The organism is Pseudomonas sp. NFR02 (genome assembly GCF_900119375.1).
Lineage (GTDB): Bacteria > Pseudomonadota > Gammaproteobacteria > Pseudomonadales > Pseudomonadaceae > Aquipseudomonas > Aquipseudomonas paracarnis.
Genome location: NZ_FPJJ01000003.1, coordinates 107,006 through 122,883, shown reverse-complemented (window position 1 = coordinate 122,883; position 15,878 = coordinate 107,006). Strand labels below are relative to the sequence as shown.

Annotated in this window: 12 protein-coding genes; 11 read left to right on the top strand and 1 reads right to left on the bottom strand. The window is 60.9% G+C overall.

Annotation, left to right across the window (positions count from 1 at the left end):
- Window positions 1–20: 20 nt before the first annotated feature.
- A complete protein-coding gene (gene tssA / locus BT199_RS11015; protein WP_175556211.1) occupies window positions 21–1,565 on the bottom strand; it encodes a type VI secretion system protein TssA in 1,545 nt (514 codons plus the stop codon).
- A gap of 469 nt (window positions 1,566–2,034) precedes the next feature.
- Between tssA and BT199_RS11010 the strand changes: the two genes are divergently transcribed.
- From BT199_RS11010 to BT199_RS10955, 11 genes are all read left to right on the top strand, one after another.
- On the top strand, window positions 2,035–2,550 hold the full coding sequence (locus tag BT199_RS11010) for an Hcp family type VI secretion system effector (protein ID WP_014718214.1): 516 nt from the start codon (window positions 2,035–2,037) through the stop codon (window positions 2,548–2,550).
- A gap of 630 nt (window positions 2,551–3,180) precedes the next feature.
- The gene (locus tag BT199_RS11000; RefSeq protein WP_038449936.1) at window positions 3,181–3,675 is read left to right on the top strand and encodes a DUF1543 domain-containing protein; all 495 of its coding nucleotides are present in this window, start codon (window positions 3,181–3,183) and stop codon (window positions 3,673–3,675) included.
- A 108-nt stretch (window positions 3,676–3,783) separates the two neighbouring features.
- Window positions 3,784–4,065, top strand: a complete 282-nt coding sequence (locus tag BT199_RS10995; RefSeq protein ID WP_014718212.1) for a peptidylprolyl isomerase — start codon at window positions 3,784–3,786, stop codon at window positions 4,063–4,065.
- 130 nt (window positions 4,066–4,195) lie between these two features.
- Window positions 4,196–6,055 (top strand): extracellular solute-binding protein, encoded by a 1,860-nt coding sequence (locus BT199_RS10990; protein ID WP_014718211.1) that lies wholly within the window; start codon window positions 4,196–4,198, stop codon window positions 6,053–6,055.
- Window positions 6,055–7,113, top strand: a complete 1,059-nt coding sequence (locus BT199_RS10985) for a microcin C ABC transporter permease YejB (protein ID WP_038449934.1) — start codon at window positions 6,055–6,057, stop codon at window positions 7,111–7,113. The genes BT199_RS10990 and BT199_RS10985 overlap by 1 nt, the downstream gene beginning before the upstream one ends.
- Window positions 7,113–8,135 carry an ABC transporter permease gene (locus tag BT199_RS10980; RefSeq protein ID WP_014718210.1) on the top strand — a complete coding sequence of 341 codons (1,023 nt, stop codon included), beginning with the start codon at window positions 7,113–7,115 and terminating at the stop codon, window positions 8,133–8,135. Before BT199_RS10985 ends, BT199_RS10980 begins: the two co-directional genes overlap by 1 nt.
- A 10-nt stretch (window positions 8,136–8,145) precedes the next feature.
- Entirely contained in the window at window positions 8,146–9,717 is a 1,572-nt protein-coding gene (locus tag BT199_RS10975; protein ID WP_072434468.1) for an ABC transporter ATP-binding protein, read from the top strand.
- A gap of 146 nt (window positions 9,718–9,863) precedes the next feature.
- A complete protein-coding gene (locus tag BT199_RS10970) occupies window positions 9,864–11,255 on the top strand; it encodes a sigma-54 interaction domain-containing protein (RefSeq protein WP_014718208.1) in 1,392 nt (463 codons plus the stop codon).
- Between the two features lie 293 nt (window positions 11,256–11,548).
- On the top strand, window positions 11,549–12,940 hold the full coding sequence (locus BT199_RS10965; RefSeq protein WP_038449931.1) for a GntP family permease: 1,392 nt from the start codon (window positions 11,549–11,551) through the stop codon (window positions 12,938–12,940).
- Window positions 12,941–12,947: 7 nt separating this feature from the next.
- Window positions 12,948–13,721, top strand: a complete 774-nt coding sequence (locus BT199_RS10960; protein WP_003191811.1) for a 3-hydroxybutyrate dehydrogenase — start codon at window positions 12,948–12,950, stop codon at window positions 13,719–13,721.
- 127 nt (window positions 13,722–13,848) lie between these two features.
- On the top strand, window positions 13,849–15,804 hold the full coding sequence (locus BT199_RS10955; RefSeq protein WP_072434467.1) for an acetoacetate--CoA ligase: 1,956 nt from the start codon (window positions 13,849–13,851) through the stop codon (window positions 15,802–15,804).
- Window positions 15,805–15,878: the final 74 nt, after the last annotated feature.

The window sequence follows — 15,878 nt, the reverse complement described above, 5'->3', positions numbered from 1 at the left end:
CTTCTCCTTTTGATGAGGCGCTATTCAAGTACTGCTTCCAGGTCGAAATGGCATAACCGGCGATGCAGGGTGTCTTTTCCGTCTTGTACGGCTTGGTTTTGTGGCAACAGGTCGTAGCAGCGATACAGCAGTTGACCCACTTGCATGGCCAGCTCCGGCTCCCAACTTTCCAGGCCCGTGCGCTGTAATTGCAGGTCGAGTTGTTCCAGCTGGATCCTGGCCAGGTCATGCTTGCCGGCCGCCACACACAACCTGGCCAGCGCCAGGTGCCAGTGAAAACGCGCTCGATCACCGCTCGCCGCCCGCAGCCCTTGCTTGAGCACACTCACCGCGGCCTTGAGCCCGTCTTTGCGCAGGCAGGGCATCACCGCCTGCAACGCGGCTTCCCAGGGCTGAGCAGCGCTGTCGACGACGACATTGGAGGGCTCAGGCTTGTGCAGGTGACGCATGACGTGAAATGCGATCCACTCACCTGTCGCGGAGTCGGCAAAGGGCGTGCCGTCCTCGAACCGATACTCAGGCAGGTTCGGCAGGCGATGCAGCAGCAGAGCAAATTGCATTTCCAGTTCGGTCATGGCGAGGTCTGCGTGCAAGGCCTCCAGGCACTCCCAGACCATGCGCAAACCATCGAACCAGAACATTGCACCGGCCAGGCTGACCTCGAGTTCAAGCAACAGATCGGCGTAATGGCCTTGGCTGAAGCGGTCTTGATAGCGCTTGCGCTTGTCGGTAGCCAATGGGCGCAGCGCCGTGACGCGCTCATTATTGGCGTCGGGATAATTGACGAGCATCAGCCAGGCCAAGGTTCGGCCCAGGCGCAAGGCGCGCGGGTCGGCCGCATCCTGACGCAACCACCAGGTACATAAAGGCCGAGCCTGCTCCTGCAATGCGCGCAGCCGTTTGTGCGCGTCTTTTTCGTTATTGAGCGGTTGCTCGGGGGCCGGCAGCGGGCTTGGCGCAGGTTTGACCCGGGCAATGACGCCCGCGACGTCGCCAGGTTCGGCAGCAGCCTGGGCCAAGCGCGCCGACAGCTGCCGGCGAACCGGCAACAGCAGCGGCGCCTCGCTGCCAAGCTGTTCACCCCATATCTGATCGAGACATTCGAGGTGTTCCAACAGCGCCTGGAATAAAGGCCGTTGATCACTGAGCGGCAGGTTGTGCGCGCACGCTTGCTCAAGGCGCAACACCAACCAGCCAAACGCCGCAACGCGGGTACGCAGCTTAACTGGATAGACCTGCGTCCAATGGTGCTCGCAGAGTTCGCGCAGCACACCGAGACCAGCCAGCAACCCAGCGAATGAATCACGCTGATACAGGGCCCAGGTCAACCAGGCGGCAACGCGCAGATCCTTGGAATGCTCACGCAAAATGCACTCGCTGATCTCGCTGATCTTCTGCCAATCCGGCAGCCCCGCACCATGAATGGAATGAGCCTTGCCCAACTCGGTTTCCAGCACCTCAAACTCGCTTGAAAAACGCATGTCGCTACCAACAAAACTGCTTGGCGAACACGCTGTCCGGGCAAGTTCCTGGCAATAGGCATATAGCTGTTCTGAATAAACTATTTTGGGCTGCACACAACCATCCAAGGCAAAATAGGCAAAATTAACGTCGCTGTTAAAAACCTTTTAACTTCCGTTCAAACCACATCGAAGTGAACGAACCTTAGCCACGAAAAAAACAATCAGCAAGTAACGGAACGGAACTTAAGAAACATCCTACGCAGCTTGAAAATAAAGACATGCGCATTTATTTGCGCAGTCTATCCAACTAGAAAACACTCTCAAGCGCCCACAGCCTTGCATTTACAAAAACACATGACATGAGCAACTAAGTGCGCATAGGCGTGCAACTAATAGCGCTAAAAACTCACCCACAGCCCTACAACAAATTCTCAATAACGGCCACTGAGTCTTCTTCGCCCTTATTTCATTGAGCCTCACAATTTCAGGCACGCTTCTTGTTAAAGGCACTTGACCGCTCAGCGCTCTCGCTGCCCGGCAATACCTACTCAATCAGGCAAGGAAACCCGTCATGCCCACACCCGCGTACCTCTCCATCACTGGTGTCAAACAAGGTTTGATTACGGCAGGCACATTTACCCAGGACTCGGTAGGCAACATTTATCAGGAAGGCCATGAGGACCAGATTCTGGTGCAGGCGTTTGCTCATCAGGTGATCATTCCCCGCGACCCGCAATCGGGCCAGCCGACCGGTCAGCGCGTGCATAAACCCCTGATGATCAGCAAGGTTTTCGATAAATCCTCACCCTTGCTGTTCAGCGCCCTGACCACCGGCGAAGAAGTGTCCTGCCGCCTGGAGTGGCTGCGCACCTCCTCGGCCGGAACCCAGGAGCACTACTTCACGATTGAACTGGAAGGCGCCACCATCGTTGACATCCAATCTCGCATGCCCAACTGCCAAGACCCAGACAACGCCCACTTTACCCACCTGGAGGATGTGCACTTCACCTATCGCAAGATTATCTGGACTCACGAAGTGGCCGGGACGTCCGGCTCGGATGACTGGCGCAGCCCAGTGACGGGTTAACGCGAGCAGTAAAGACGGTAACCACGATGCGAAGCGAGCCGCTGTTGATCTTGATCTGCTTTTGATCTTGATCTCAGGCGCCCCGTTAAACCACGCTGGCCGAACGCAGGCTTGAATTCGTGGCTAACCCGGCAGGACGCCGGGTTAGCCGCCCCGCGCCATGGATGGCGCGTGGCGGCGGCCCACGGACTCAAGCCTGCGTTCGGGCACACCGAGCCCAAGCGAGGTGCCGAGTGGTGGGGCAAGAGCGCTTTGCTTACTTTCGCGCTTTTCGAAAGTGAGCCGCCGTTGGGCGGAACCCTAGGTGGCCGTTACCGCAGAAATGGATATGTACACAATCCAACTGTGTTGACTGCCAGGCCGCCTTCGCTAGCAAGCCCGCTCCCACAGTTGGATTGTGGGGTGTCAGGTAGATAGGTATTGCTTGTCAGGGCGTTATCGCAGGCAAGCCAGCTCCCACAGTTGGATCCTGGGGTGTCAGGTAGATAGGTATTGCTTGTCAGGGCGTTATCGCAGGCAAGCCAGCTCCCACAGGTTCAGCGTCGCGACACACAGGCCCCATCACAACCGGACAAACCAGCTCAATCGCAGTATGGTTGCCCTCTAACCACTCCCCAGGAAACCCCGGTAATGCTGTTTGTCGTCATGCTCGGGGGAAAGCACCCGCGAGCCAGGATCGAAGTACACGATGTGGTATTCGCAGTGGCCGATACCCTGCAAGCCACCTACCCACAATTACGCGACGCCTGGTTTGGCAGCCCCAAAGGCGTACACATCGATTCATGGATGGCCGTCGATGGCGTCGACGGCTGGAAGGTTGAACTGAGCCACCTGGCGCCCCACGGCGATGCGCCGCGCCTGTACTTCATCAACCTCGGCGGCTACGAGGCCAATAGCTTTGGCGAAGCCCACCACTACCTGCTGGTGGTCGCCCGTAACAAACAGGAGGCCATGCGCAAAGGTAAGCAGCAGATGCTCAGCCACTGGTCCCAGGCCCACACCGACACGGTGCTGGATATCGACGATTGCCTGCCCATCGACCTGGTGGACGGCCGCTATATCCACCTGGTGCAAGCAGCGCACCGAGCGATCGTGCAGCGCAACGACTATCTCGTACTGCCTTGAACCGGCATGACCTAAACAGCGGCGACTGAAAACCCAGTGGAACTTTGCCGAGAAATAACCGCCTGAATCCGGTACGCTCACCGTTTTTTACTCTAGGAGTTACTCACCATGGCCAAAGCCACCGCCCGTCACATCCTCGTTGCCTCTGAAGACAAGTGCAACGAACTCAAGGCCCAAATCGAAGGCGGCGCTGATTTCGCAGAAGTCGCTAAAGCCAACTCCAGCTGCCCATCCAGCCGTCAGGGCGGTGACCTCGGTTCGTTCGGCCCAGGCCAGATGGTCAAGGAATTCGACACCGTGGTCTTCAGTGCCCCGGTCAACACCGTGCAAGGCCCGGTGAAGACCCAGTTCGGCTATCACCTGCTGGAAGTCACCAGCCGCCAGGATTGATTCAATCTGCGCTGATGCTATAAACAACGGCCCGCCCTTTGGTGGGCCGTTGTGCATCTGATGACTGGCGATGCCCAGGCCGTTAGCGTACAAATCCTTATTATTCTTTACCCGGCGCTCAAGGCTGATAATGCGATTGGCTTTTTCATCTCTGCTCTGCTCCACCCTGGCCTTTCTAATGGCCAGCACTGCGGTGATCGCAGCCCCGCAAACCTACCTGACGGTGTACGGCGAGCCCGCCAAGTACGCCGAAGGTTTCAGCCATTTCGACTATGCCAACCCCAACGCCCCCAAGGGCGGCAGCCTGCGGCGCTCAGCGCTGGAGGTGGGGCGGTTTGACCATGTGCTGCCCTATATCGACAAAGGGATCGGCGTGTCCCAGGTCGACGGCTGGGTGTATGCACCCTTGGCGTTGCGCTCGCTGGATGAGCCTTACACCGTCTATGGCCTGGTGGCGCAAAAGATGGAACGGGCCGACGACGGCCTGTCGCTGCGCTTCTACCTGAACCCTAAGGCGCGCTTTGCCGATGGCACGCCCATTACCGCGCAAGACGTGCGCTACAGCTTTGACGTGTTGATGACCCAAGGCAGCCTGCGCTATCGCACTTTATTTGCAGACGTCAAACACGTCGAAATCGAAGGCGAACGACAGGTGCGCTTTGATTTTTCCAGCAACGAAAACCGCACCCTCCCTCTGGATCTTGCCACTTTGCCGGTGTTCCCCGAGCACTGGTGGAAGACCCGCGACTTTGCCAACGGCGGCGGCTACGAAGCGCCACTGGGCAGCGGCCCTTACAAGGTCAGCAAGATCGACTCCGGCAGTACCATCACCTTCACCCGCGACCCCGACTGGTGGGGCAAGGACTTGCCGGTCAGCCGCGGCTTGTACAACTTCGATCACCTGAGCCTGGAGTACTTCGGCGACACCGAAGTAGCGCGCCAAGTGCTACGCGGCGGCGCCTATGATTTCAACCGTGAATTCTCCGCCACCGGTTACTCCATCGGCTACAACGGCCCGGCCCTGGACGATGGCCGTCTGCAGCGCGCGCACCTGGCCAAGGAGATGCCGCAGCCGGCCCAGGGCTATGTGTTCAATGTGCAAAAACCGATGTTCAAGGATCGCCGCGTGCGCCAGGCCCTGGCGATGCTGTGGGACTTTGAATGGGCCAACCGCCAGATGATGCGCAACCTGTACATCCGCCAGCAGAGCTATTTCTCCAATAGCCCGCTGGCCGCCAGCCAGTTACCGACCCCGGAAGAACTGGCGATCCTCGAACCCCTGCGCGGTCAGGTTCCCGACGAGGTGTTTACCCAGGTGTTCAAGGCCCCGGTCACCGATGGCAGTGGCATGATCCGCGACAAACAGCTGCAAGCCTTGGCCCTGCTGGAAGACGCCGGCTGGAAACCTGTGGGCGACAAACTCGTCAATGCCCAGGGCGAGCCACTGGAATTCACCTTCCTCAACGTCCAGAACGGCCTTGAGCGCCTGTTGCTGCCCTACAAACGTAACCTGGCGCAGATCGGCATCACCCTGAATATCCGCCGCATCGACTCCTCGCAATACGTCAACCGACTGATGGCCCGCGACTACGACATGATCGTCACGGGTTTCCCGGTCACCACCTCGCCCGGCATGGAGCTGTACAACTATTTCGGCTCTGCCGCCGCGTTCGATTCGGGCGCCAACAACTACATCGTGCTCAAGGACCCGGCCGTCGATACCCTGATCCATGGCCTGGTCAAGGCTGACACCCAGGCGAAGATGCTCACCTATGCCCACGCCCTGGACCGTGTGCTGCAATGGAATTACCTGTGGATCCCCAACTATTACCCACCGGGCACCTCCGCCGCATGGTGGAACCGTTTCGGGCGCCCGGCCATCGAGGCGAAGAACGACGAAGCCCTGGAAACCTGGTGGGAAGTCAGCCCCACCCCGCTGACGAACGAACAAATGCAGGCTGAGTTGAAAAAACGCGGAGAGGCCCACTGATGTTTGCCTATATCGTACGGCGCCTGCTGCTGATCATCCCGACGCTGGTGATCATCCTGTTGGTGAACTTCGTGATCGTGCAGGCCGCGCCCGGCGGGCCGGTGGAGCAAGCTATCGCCCACTTGCAAGGCATTGGCGGCGGTGGTGTAGCCGGCGCATCCGGCGAAGGCATCAGCGGCTCGCGAGCCAGCCGCGGTCTGGACCCAAAGCTGATCAAGGACATCGAGAAACAATACGGCTTCGACAAATCCGCGCCGGAACGCCTGTGGTTGATGCTCAAGAATTACGCCCAACTGGACTTCGGCAACAGCTTCTTTCGCGGCGCGACGGTAACTGACCTGATCCTGGAAAAGATGCCCGTCACCATTTCCCTCGGCCTGTGGGCCACGCTGATCACCTACCTGGTGTCGATCCCGCTGGGCATACGCAAGGCCGTGCGCCATGGCAGCAGCTTTGATATGTGGAGCAGCACGGCCATCGTCATCGGTTACGCGATGCCGGCATTCCTGTTCGCGATGTTCCTGATCGTGGTGTTCGCTGGCGGTACCTCGCTGAACTGGTTCCCGGTACGCGGGCTGGTCTCGGAAAATTTCGCCGAACTGAGCGCCGTGGGCAAAATCGCCGACTACTTCTGGCACCTGGTATTGCCGGTAACCGCGTTGGTGATCGGCGGGTTCGCCACCTTGACCATCCTCACCAAGAACTCGTTCCTCAATGAAATTACCCGCCAGTACGTGGTCACCGCCCGCGCCAAGGGTTTGAGCGAACGCCGGGTGTTGTACGGTCACGTGTTCCGCAATGCGATGTTGCTGGTGATCTCGGGGATTCCCCAAGCGTTTATCAGCGTGTTCTTTGCCGGTTCGCTGCTGATCGAGGTGATCTTCTCCCTCGATGGCCTGGGCCGCATGAGCTACGAGGCGGCCGTGTCCCGCGACTACCCGGTGGTGTTCGGCTCGCTGTTTATCTTCACCCTGTTCGGCCTCTTGATAAAACTCATCGGTGACCTCTGCTACACCCTGGTGGACCCGCGTATCGACTTCGCCGCGAGGAACGCCTGATGCTCAACCTCTCCCCGGTGGCCCGCCGACGCTTCGAGCGCTTCAAGAAAAACCGCCGTGGCTGGTGGTCGCTGTGGCTGTTTATCGGCCTGTTTATCCTGACCCTGGGCGGCGAGTTGATCGCCAATGACAAGCCGCTGGTGCTCAGTTTCAAGAACGAGCTGTATTTTCCGGTGTTCAAGCGCTACACCGAGCAGCAGTTCGGTGGGCAGTTGCCGTTCCAGGCGGACTACCGCAGTGACTACGTGCAAAAGCTGATCAAGCAGGAGGGCGGCTGGATGCTGTTTCCGCCAATTCCTTTCAGCGATGACACGCCCAACTACGAACTCACCCGCCCTGCCCCGAGCCCGCCGTCGGCGGTGAACTGGCTGGGCACCGATGACCAGTCCCGCGATGTGTTGGCCCGGGTGATCTTTGGTGCACGGGTGTCGATCCTGTTTGCCCTGGCCCTGACCGCCATCAGCGCCGTCATTGGCATTGCCGCCGGGGCGTTGCAGGGATACTACGGTGGCTGGGTAGACTTGCTCGGCCAGCGCATCCTGGAGGTGTGGTCTGGCCTGCCGGTGCTGTACCTGCTGATTATCCTGTCGGGGTTTGTGGAGCCGAATTTCTGGTGGTTGCTGGGGATCATGGCGCTGTTTTCCTGGCTGGCCCTGGTGGACGTGGTGCGCGCCGAGTTCCTGCGCGGGCGCAACCTGGAATACGTCAAGGCCGCGCGCGCCCTGGGCCTGGGCGACGGCAAGATCATTCGTCGGCACATCCTGCCCAACGCCATGACCGCGACCCTCAGCTATTTGCCGTTCATTTTGACCGGGGCGATATCCACCTTGAGCGCCCTGGATTTCCTTGGCTTCGGCATGCCCGCCGGCAGCGCGTCCCTGGGCGAGCTGATCGGCCAGGGCAAGCAGAACCTGCAAGCGCCGTGGCTGGGCTTGACGGCGTTTTTCACCCTGGCGCTGATTCTGTCGTTGCTGGTGTTTATCGGCGAGGCACTGCGTGATGCCTTCGACCCCCGCTCATGAGTGACCGCGTATGAACCTGATCGAAATCCGCGACCTGTGCGTCGCCTTCAACGGCCAGACCGTCGTGCGCAACCTGAGCCTGGACGTGCGCCCTGGCGAGTGCCTGGCGCTGGTGGGCGAGTCGGGCTCGGGCAAGTCGGTGACGGCCCATTCGATCCTGCAACTGCTGCCACAAGCCGGCACCGAGACCCTGGGTTCGATCAAGTATCGCGGCCAGGAACTGATCGGCGCCTCACCGAGTACCTTGCAAAAATTGCGCGGCAACCGCATTGCCATGATCTTCCAGGAGCCGATGACCTCCCTGAACCCCCTGCACAGCATCGAAAAGCAGATCGGCGAAACCCTGCTGCTGCACAAGGGCCTGGGCGGCAAGGCGGCGCAGGCGCGCATCCTCGAACTGCTGGAACTGGTGGGCATCCAGAAACCCCAGGAACGGCTCAAGGCCTACCCCCATCAATTGTCCGGCGGCCAGCGCCAGCGGGTGATGATCGCCATGGCCCTGGCCTGCGAGCCCGAACTGCTGATTGCCGACGAGCCCACCACGGCGCTGGACGTGACGGTGCAGCGCAAGATCCTGCTGCTGCTCAAGTCCTTGCAACAACGCCTGGGCATGTCGCTGCTGCTGATCAGCCATGACCTCAACCTGGTACGCAGTATCGCCCAGCGGGTCTGCGTGATGCGTGCCGGCGAAATCGTCGAGCAGGCCGACTGCCAGGCCTTGTTCACCGCCCCCCAGCATCCCTACAGCCGCCTGCTGCTGGATGCCGAGCCCTCGGGCGACGTGCTGTGCAGCGAGCCGCGTGACACGGTACTGGAAGTGGATGACCTGAGCGTGCAATTCCCTCTCGGTGGCGGACTGTTCCGGGCCAAGACCTACCTGCGCGCAGTGGACGGCATCAGCCTCAGCGTGCAGCGCGGCAAGACCCTGGGGATTGTCGGCGAGTCCGGCTCCGGCAAGTCCACCCTGGGCCAGGCGATCCTGCGCTTGCTCGACTCCAGCGGCAGCATCCGCTTTCAGGGTGAAGCTCTGGACCCGCTCAACCATCAGCAGATGCGCCCATGGCGCAAGCAGATGCAGGTGGTGTTCCAGGACCCCTATGGCAGCCTCAGCCCGCGCATGTCGGTGCAGCAGATCATCAGCGAGGGCCTGGAAGTGCATGCCCCGTGCAGCCTGGCCGACCGCGATGCGCAAGTGGTCCAGGTGCTCAAGGACGTGGGCCTCGACCCTGCCAGCCGACATCGCTACCCCCATGAGTTTTCCGGTGGCCAGCGCCAACGCATCGCCATTGCCCGCGCCCTGGTACTCAAGCCAGCGCTGATGCTGCTCGACGAACCCACCTCGGCCCTGGACCGTACGGTGCAGAAACAAGTGGTGGCGCTGCTGCGCGAACTGCAGGACAAATACGGCCTGACCTACCTGTTTATCAGCCATGACCTGGCGGTGGTGCGCGCCATGGCCCATGACATGATCGTGGTCAAGGATGGCAAGGTGGTGGAGCGTGGCGCGAGCCATGAGGTGTTCGAATCGCCCCAACACCCGTACACCAAAGAACTGCTGGCAGCAGCGCACATCCCTTTGTAGGGGTGAGATTGTTCCCACGCTCTGCGTGGGAACACAACCCGAGACGCTCCGCGTCGTGCCCTGGCCCTACGCCAAGTGACGCAGAGCGTCACGGTAGGCATTCCCACACAGAGCGTGGGAACGATCATTAACAGGATTCTGTACCCATGAGCACTAGCCTCAAGGACTACCAACAGGTTCGCGGCCTGGCCATCCAGTCGCTGTTCGAGATCATCGAGCAGTCCAGCGAGGGCACGGTCATCGTCGACCGCGATGCAAATATCGTGTGGATGAACGAGCGTTACGCCAAGCGCTTTGGCCTCAAGAGCGCCGACCAAGCCATTGGCCAGCCTTGCGAGCAGGTGATTTCCAACAGCCTGCTGCGCCAGGTGGTGCGCAACGACCGGCCGATCCTGCTGGATATCCAGGACACTCCCAAAGGCCCACTGGTGGTGATGCGCCTGCCGATCCACGACGAGGCCGGGGCGGTGATCGGCGCGATCGGGTTTGCGCTGTTCGATGAACTGCGCAACCTGTCGCCGTTGATCGAGCGTTACCTGAGCATGCAGCAGGAGCTGGCCTCCACGCGCTCGCTGCTGCGTTCGCGGCAAAGCAAATACAACTTTGCGCACTTTATCGGCACCAGCGCCGCCAGCCTTGAGGTCAAGCGCCGGGCGCGGCGCAGTGCGAGTGCCGAGTCGCCGGTATTGCTGCTCGGGGAAACCGGCACCGGCAAGGAGTTGCTCGCCCAGGCCATCCACGGCGCATCGCCCCGGGCGCACAAAGCCTTTGTGAGCATCAACAGCGCGGCGATTCCCCATGACCTGCTTGAAGCCGAATTCTTCGGCACCGCACCCGGCGCCTTTACCGGTGCCGACCGCAAGGGTCGCCCCGGCAAATTCCAGATCGCCCAGGGCGGCACGCTGTTTCTCGATGAAATCGGCGACATGCCGCTGCCACTGCAAAGCAAATTGCTGCGGGTGTTGCAGGAAAAGGAATTCGAACCGGTGGGCTCCAACGAGATGCTGCACAGTGATGTGCGGGTGATTGCCGCGACGTCCATGGACCTGGAGGCAGCGATCAAGCGTGGCGAGTTTCGTGCCGATCTGTATTACCGCCTCAATGTGCTGCCGATCCAGGTGCCGCCGTTGCGTGAGCGGCTGGAGGATATTCCGGCATTGAGCGAGGCGATCCTTGAGGAGTTGCGCAGCCAGCACGAACTGGACCGCGATGCCCTGGCGCTGTTGGCCCAACATGCCTGGCCGGGCAATATCCGCGAGCTGCGCAATGTGCTGGAGCGTGCGGCGCTGTTGAGTGATGACCTGATGCTCAATGCCAGCGACCTTCGCGCAGCGATTGGCACGTTCAGCCCGGTACAGCGAGGCGCGGTGGCGGCGGTCGAGGGTGAAACCTTTGCGGCGGCGCGGCAGCGGTTTGATCGCCAGGTGATTGCGGGCGCGCTCAAGGCCAGTGACGGAAATGTTGTAGAGGCGGCCAAGCGGTTGGGGCTTGGGCGGTCGACATTGTATAAAAAAATGCTGGCGCTTGGACTAACCTAGTCTCAAAAAAGAGACTCTATTCCCAATATCAAGACATTCTTATGTGTAAGCTGGGTTGCCTGGGATAGCGGTCTAACAGTGCCCTACAAGCCAGCTGAACCACCACTATCGCAGGCAAGCCAGCTCCCACAAGGATCTCCACTCGTCTCCAGATTGAGACTACCGTCTCGAAAATCACTCTGAATCCACAGTAAATCTATATATATCAACAAGTTATAAATCTGGCACACATCTCGCTATAGCTTCCTCCCACAGCCTCACCCACAACAATAACAATCCGATGGAGACACACCATGAGTGTGATCATTGCCCTGGCCGCGCTCGCGCTGCTGATGCTGGCCGCCTACCGTGGCTATAGCGTTATCCTGTTTGCCCCCATCGCCGCCCTTGGCGCGGTGCTGCTCACCGACCCGTCCGCCGTCGCCCCTGCCTTTACCGGGGTGTTCATGGAAAAGATGGTCGGTTTTATCAAGCTGTATTTCCCGGTATTCCTGCTCGGTGCGGTGTTCGGCAAGCTCATTGAGCTGTCGGGGTTTTCGCGCTCGATCGTCGCCGCCGCGATCCGCTTGCTCGGCACGCGCCAGGCGATGCTGGTGATTGTGCTGGTCTGCGCCCTGCTCACCTACGGTGGCGTGTCGCTGTTCGTGGTGGTGTTTGCGGTGTACCCGTTCGCCGCCGAGATGTTCCGCCAGAGCAATATCCCCAAGCGCCTGATCCCGGCGACCATCGCCCTCGGCGCCTTCTCGTTCACCATGGACGCCCTACCCGGTACGCCGCAGATCCAGAACATCATCCCCAGTACCTTCTTCAACACCACCGCCTGGGCGGCACCGTGGCTAGGGCTAATCGGCACGATCTTCGTGTTTTGCGCCGGTATGCTCTACCTCGCACGCCAGCGCAACAAGGCCCAGCGCGCCGGTGAAGGTTATGGCACCGAGTTGCGCAATGAGCCCGAAACCGCCGACAACCTGAGCTTGCCCAACCCGTGGCTCGCGTTGTCGCCGCTGATCCTGGTGGGGGTGATGAACCTGTTGTTCACCCACTGGATCCCGCAGTGGTACGGCAAGACCCACAGCCTCAGCCTGCCGGGCATGAGCACGCCGGTGACCACGGAAATCGCCAAGCTCACCGCGATCTGGGCGGTGCAGGCGGCGTTGCTGGTGGGGATTATCGTGGTGCTGGTATTCGGCTTCTCGGCGATCAGGAGCAAGCTGGCCGAAGGCAGTAAAAGTGCGGTCAGCGGTGCGCTGCTAGCGGCAATGAACACCGCCTCGGAATACGGCTTTGGCGCAGTAATCGCCTCGCTGCCAGGCTTTCTGGTACTGGCGGACTGGCTCAAGGGCATCCCCAACCCGCTGGTCAACGAAGCGATCACCGTGACCTTGCTGGCCGGTATCACCGGCTCCGCTTCCGGCGGCATGAGCATCGCCCTCGCCGCGATGTCCGAGAGCTTTATTGCAGCCGCCCACGCGGCCAATATCCCCCTTGAGGTGCTGCACCGGGTCGCGGCCATGGCCAGCGGCGGCATGGATACCCTGCCCCACAACGGCGCGGTGATCACCCTGCTGGCCGTCACCGGGCTGACCCACCGCGAAGCCTACAAGGACATTTTTGGCATCACGATCATCAAGACCCTTGCGGTGTTCGTGGTGATCGGCACTTTCTACGCCACCGGCATTGTGTGAGGTTTTCATGACAACTTTGAATGGCAAGACCGCCCTGGTCACCGGCTCCACCAGCGGCATCGGCTTAGGGATTGCCCTGAGCCTGGCCAAGGCCGGCGCCAACCTGATTCTCAACGGCTTCGGCGACGCCAGCGCGGTGATCGCCCAGGTACAGGCGTTTGGCGGCAAGGTCGGGCATCACCCGGCAGACGTCAGCGACCCCGCGCAAATCGCCGACATGCTCGCCTACGCCGAGCGCGAGTTCGGTGGCGTGGACATCTTGGTCAACAATGCCGGTATCCAGCATGTGGCAGCGGTAGAAGACTTCCCTGTGGAGCGCTGGGATTCGATCATCGCCATCAACCTGTCCTCGGTGTTCCACAGCACACGCCTCAGTTTGCCGGGCATGAAGGCCAAGGGCTGGGGGCGCATCGTCAATATCGCCTCGGTGCATGGGCAAGTCGGCTCAGTGGGCAAGGCGGCGTATGTGGCGGCCAAACATGGGGTGATCGGCCTCACCAAGGTGGTGGGCCTGGAAACCGCCACCAGCAATGTCACCTGCAACGCCATCTGCCCGGGCTGGGTGCTGACGCCGCTGGTGCAGAAGCAGATTGATGATCGCGTGGCTACCGGGGTCGACCCACAGCAAGCGCAGCAGGATCTCCTGGCGGAGAAACAGCCGTCGCTGGAATTCGTGACGCCGTCGCAGCTCGGGGAGCTGGTGTTGTTCTTGTGCAGTGAAGCCGGTGCCCAGGTGCGCGGCGCGGCCTGGAACATCGATGGTGGCTGGCTGGCCCAGTAAACCCGTGATGATCGTTCCCACGCTCTGCGTGGGCACGCAGACCGGGGCGCTCCGCGCCCCAAAAGCGGACGCAGAGCGTCCAGTCAGGCATTCCCACGCGAAGCGTGGGAACGAGAAGAGGCAGCTTATGTCCGACATCCTCTGGCAACCCTCCCCGGAACGCATCGCCAACACGCGCATGGATCAGTTCCGCCGCTTCATCAACCAACGCCACGGCGTGCAGCTCCACGACTACCCCGCCCTGCACCAATGGAGCATCGACCAACGCCCGGACTTCTGGCAGGCGATTGTCGCGTTCTTTGACGTGCAGTTTCGCAGCCCGCCCAGCGTCACCCTGATCGAAGACGTGGAGATGCCCAGCGCCCAATGGTTTCCCGGCGCCACCCTGAACTTTGCCGAACACCTGTTGCGCCGCCGCGACGATCATCCTGCTGTGGTGGCTGTCAGCGAAGACGGCCGACGTGAACAATTGAGCTATGCGCAGCTGGCGGAACACGTGGCCGGCCTGCAAAAAAGCCTGCGGGCGGCAGGGGTCGGCCTGGGTGACCGGGTGGCCGCGTGCATGCCCAACACCTGGCAAACCCTGGTCGGCATGCTCGCCACCACCAGCCTCGGTGCGATCTGGTCGTGCTCCTCGCCAGATTTCGGCACCCAGGGCGTCATCGACCGCTTCGGCCAGATCGAGCCCAAGGTGCTGATCACCTGCGCAGGCTACCGCTATGCCGGCAAGCGCATCGACCAGAGCGCCAAGCTCAATGAGATCCTTGAACGCCTGCCCTCCCTGCAACAGCTGATCATCGTGCCTTACGCCAAGCCCGAGGCGCAGACTGGGGACTACGCCACCCACGCCCACGTCGCGCTGTGGGACGACTTCTACCAAGCCGGCGGCGAACCGGAATTTGTCGCGGTGCCGTTCGATCACCCGCTGTATATCCTCTATTCCAGCGGCACCACCGGCATCCCCAAGTGCATCATCCACGGCACTGGCGGCGTATTGCTGACGCACCTCAAGGAACACGGCCTGCATGCCGACCTGAACCGCGAGGACTGCCTGTTCTACTACACCACCTGCGGCTGGATGATGTGGAACTGGCTGGTGTCGGTGCTGGCGATCGGCGCCACCGCGGTGCTGTACGATGGCTCGCCGTTCCATCCCCGCCCCGAACGCTTGATCGACCTGATCGATGCGGAAAAAATCAGCGTGTTCGGCACCAGCCCCAAATTCCTCACCACCCTGGAAAAATCCGGGTTGCAGCCGCGCCTGAGCCACGACCTGGGCAGCCTCAAGGGTCTGATTTCGACCGGCTCGCCGTTGTCGCCCCAGAGTTACGACTACGTGTACCGCGAGATCAAGGCTGAGCTGTGCCTGTCCTCGATGTCCGGTGGCACCGACATTGTCTCCTGCTTTGTGATCGGCAACCCGGTGCTGCCGGTACGGCGCGGTGAAATGCAGTGCAAGAGCCTGGCCATGGCCATCGAAGTGTGGGACGACCAGGGCCGGCCCCTGATCGGGGAGAAAGGCGAACTGGTGTGCACCCGGCACTTCCCTGCCATGCCCATCGGGCTGTGGAATGACCCGCAACAGCAAAAACTGCGCGCCTCGTATTTCAGCCAGTTCCCCGGCGTGTGGGCACAGGGTGACTATGCCGAGCAACGCGCCAACGGCAGCCTGTTGATCCACGGGCGTTCCGATGCGGTGCTCAACCCCGGCGGCGTGCGCATTGGCACCGCCGAGATTTATCGCCAGGTGGAAAAGGTCCCGCAGGTGCTGGAAAGCCTCGCCATCGGTCAACGCTGGCAGGACGACGTGCGCGTGGTGCTGTTTGTGCGCCTGGATGATGGAATTGAACTGGACGAGGCGCTGCAACAGCAGATCCGCCAGGTGATTCGCGCCAACACCACACCGCGGCACGTGCCGGCGAAGATCCTCGCTGTCACGGATATCCCCCGCACCATCAGCGGCAAAATCGTCGAATTGGCGGTGCGCAATGTGGTGCATGGCGAGCCGGTGAAAAACACCGATGCCCTGGCCAACCCCCAGGCACTGGAGCAATTTCGCCACAGAGCTGAGCTGGCCGATTAGATGAAAGGTTTCAGCGCTGACACAGCGTTTTGAAGAAAAACCCTCAAGGCATGCTATTTTTCCGGGGTAGCCAC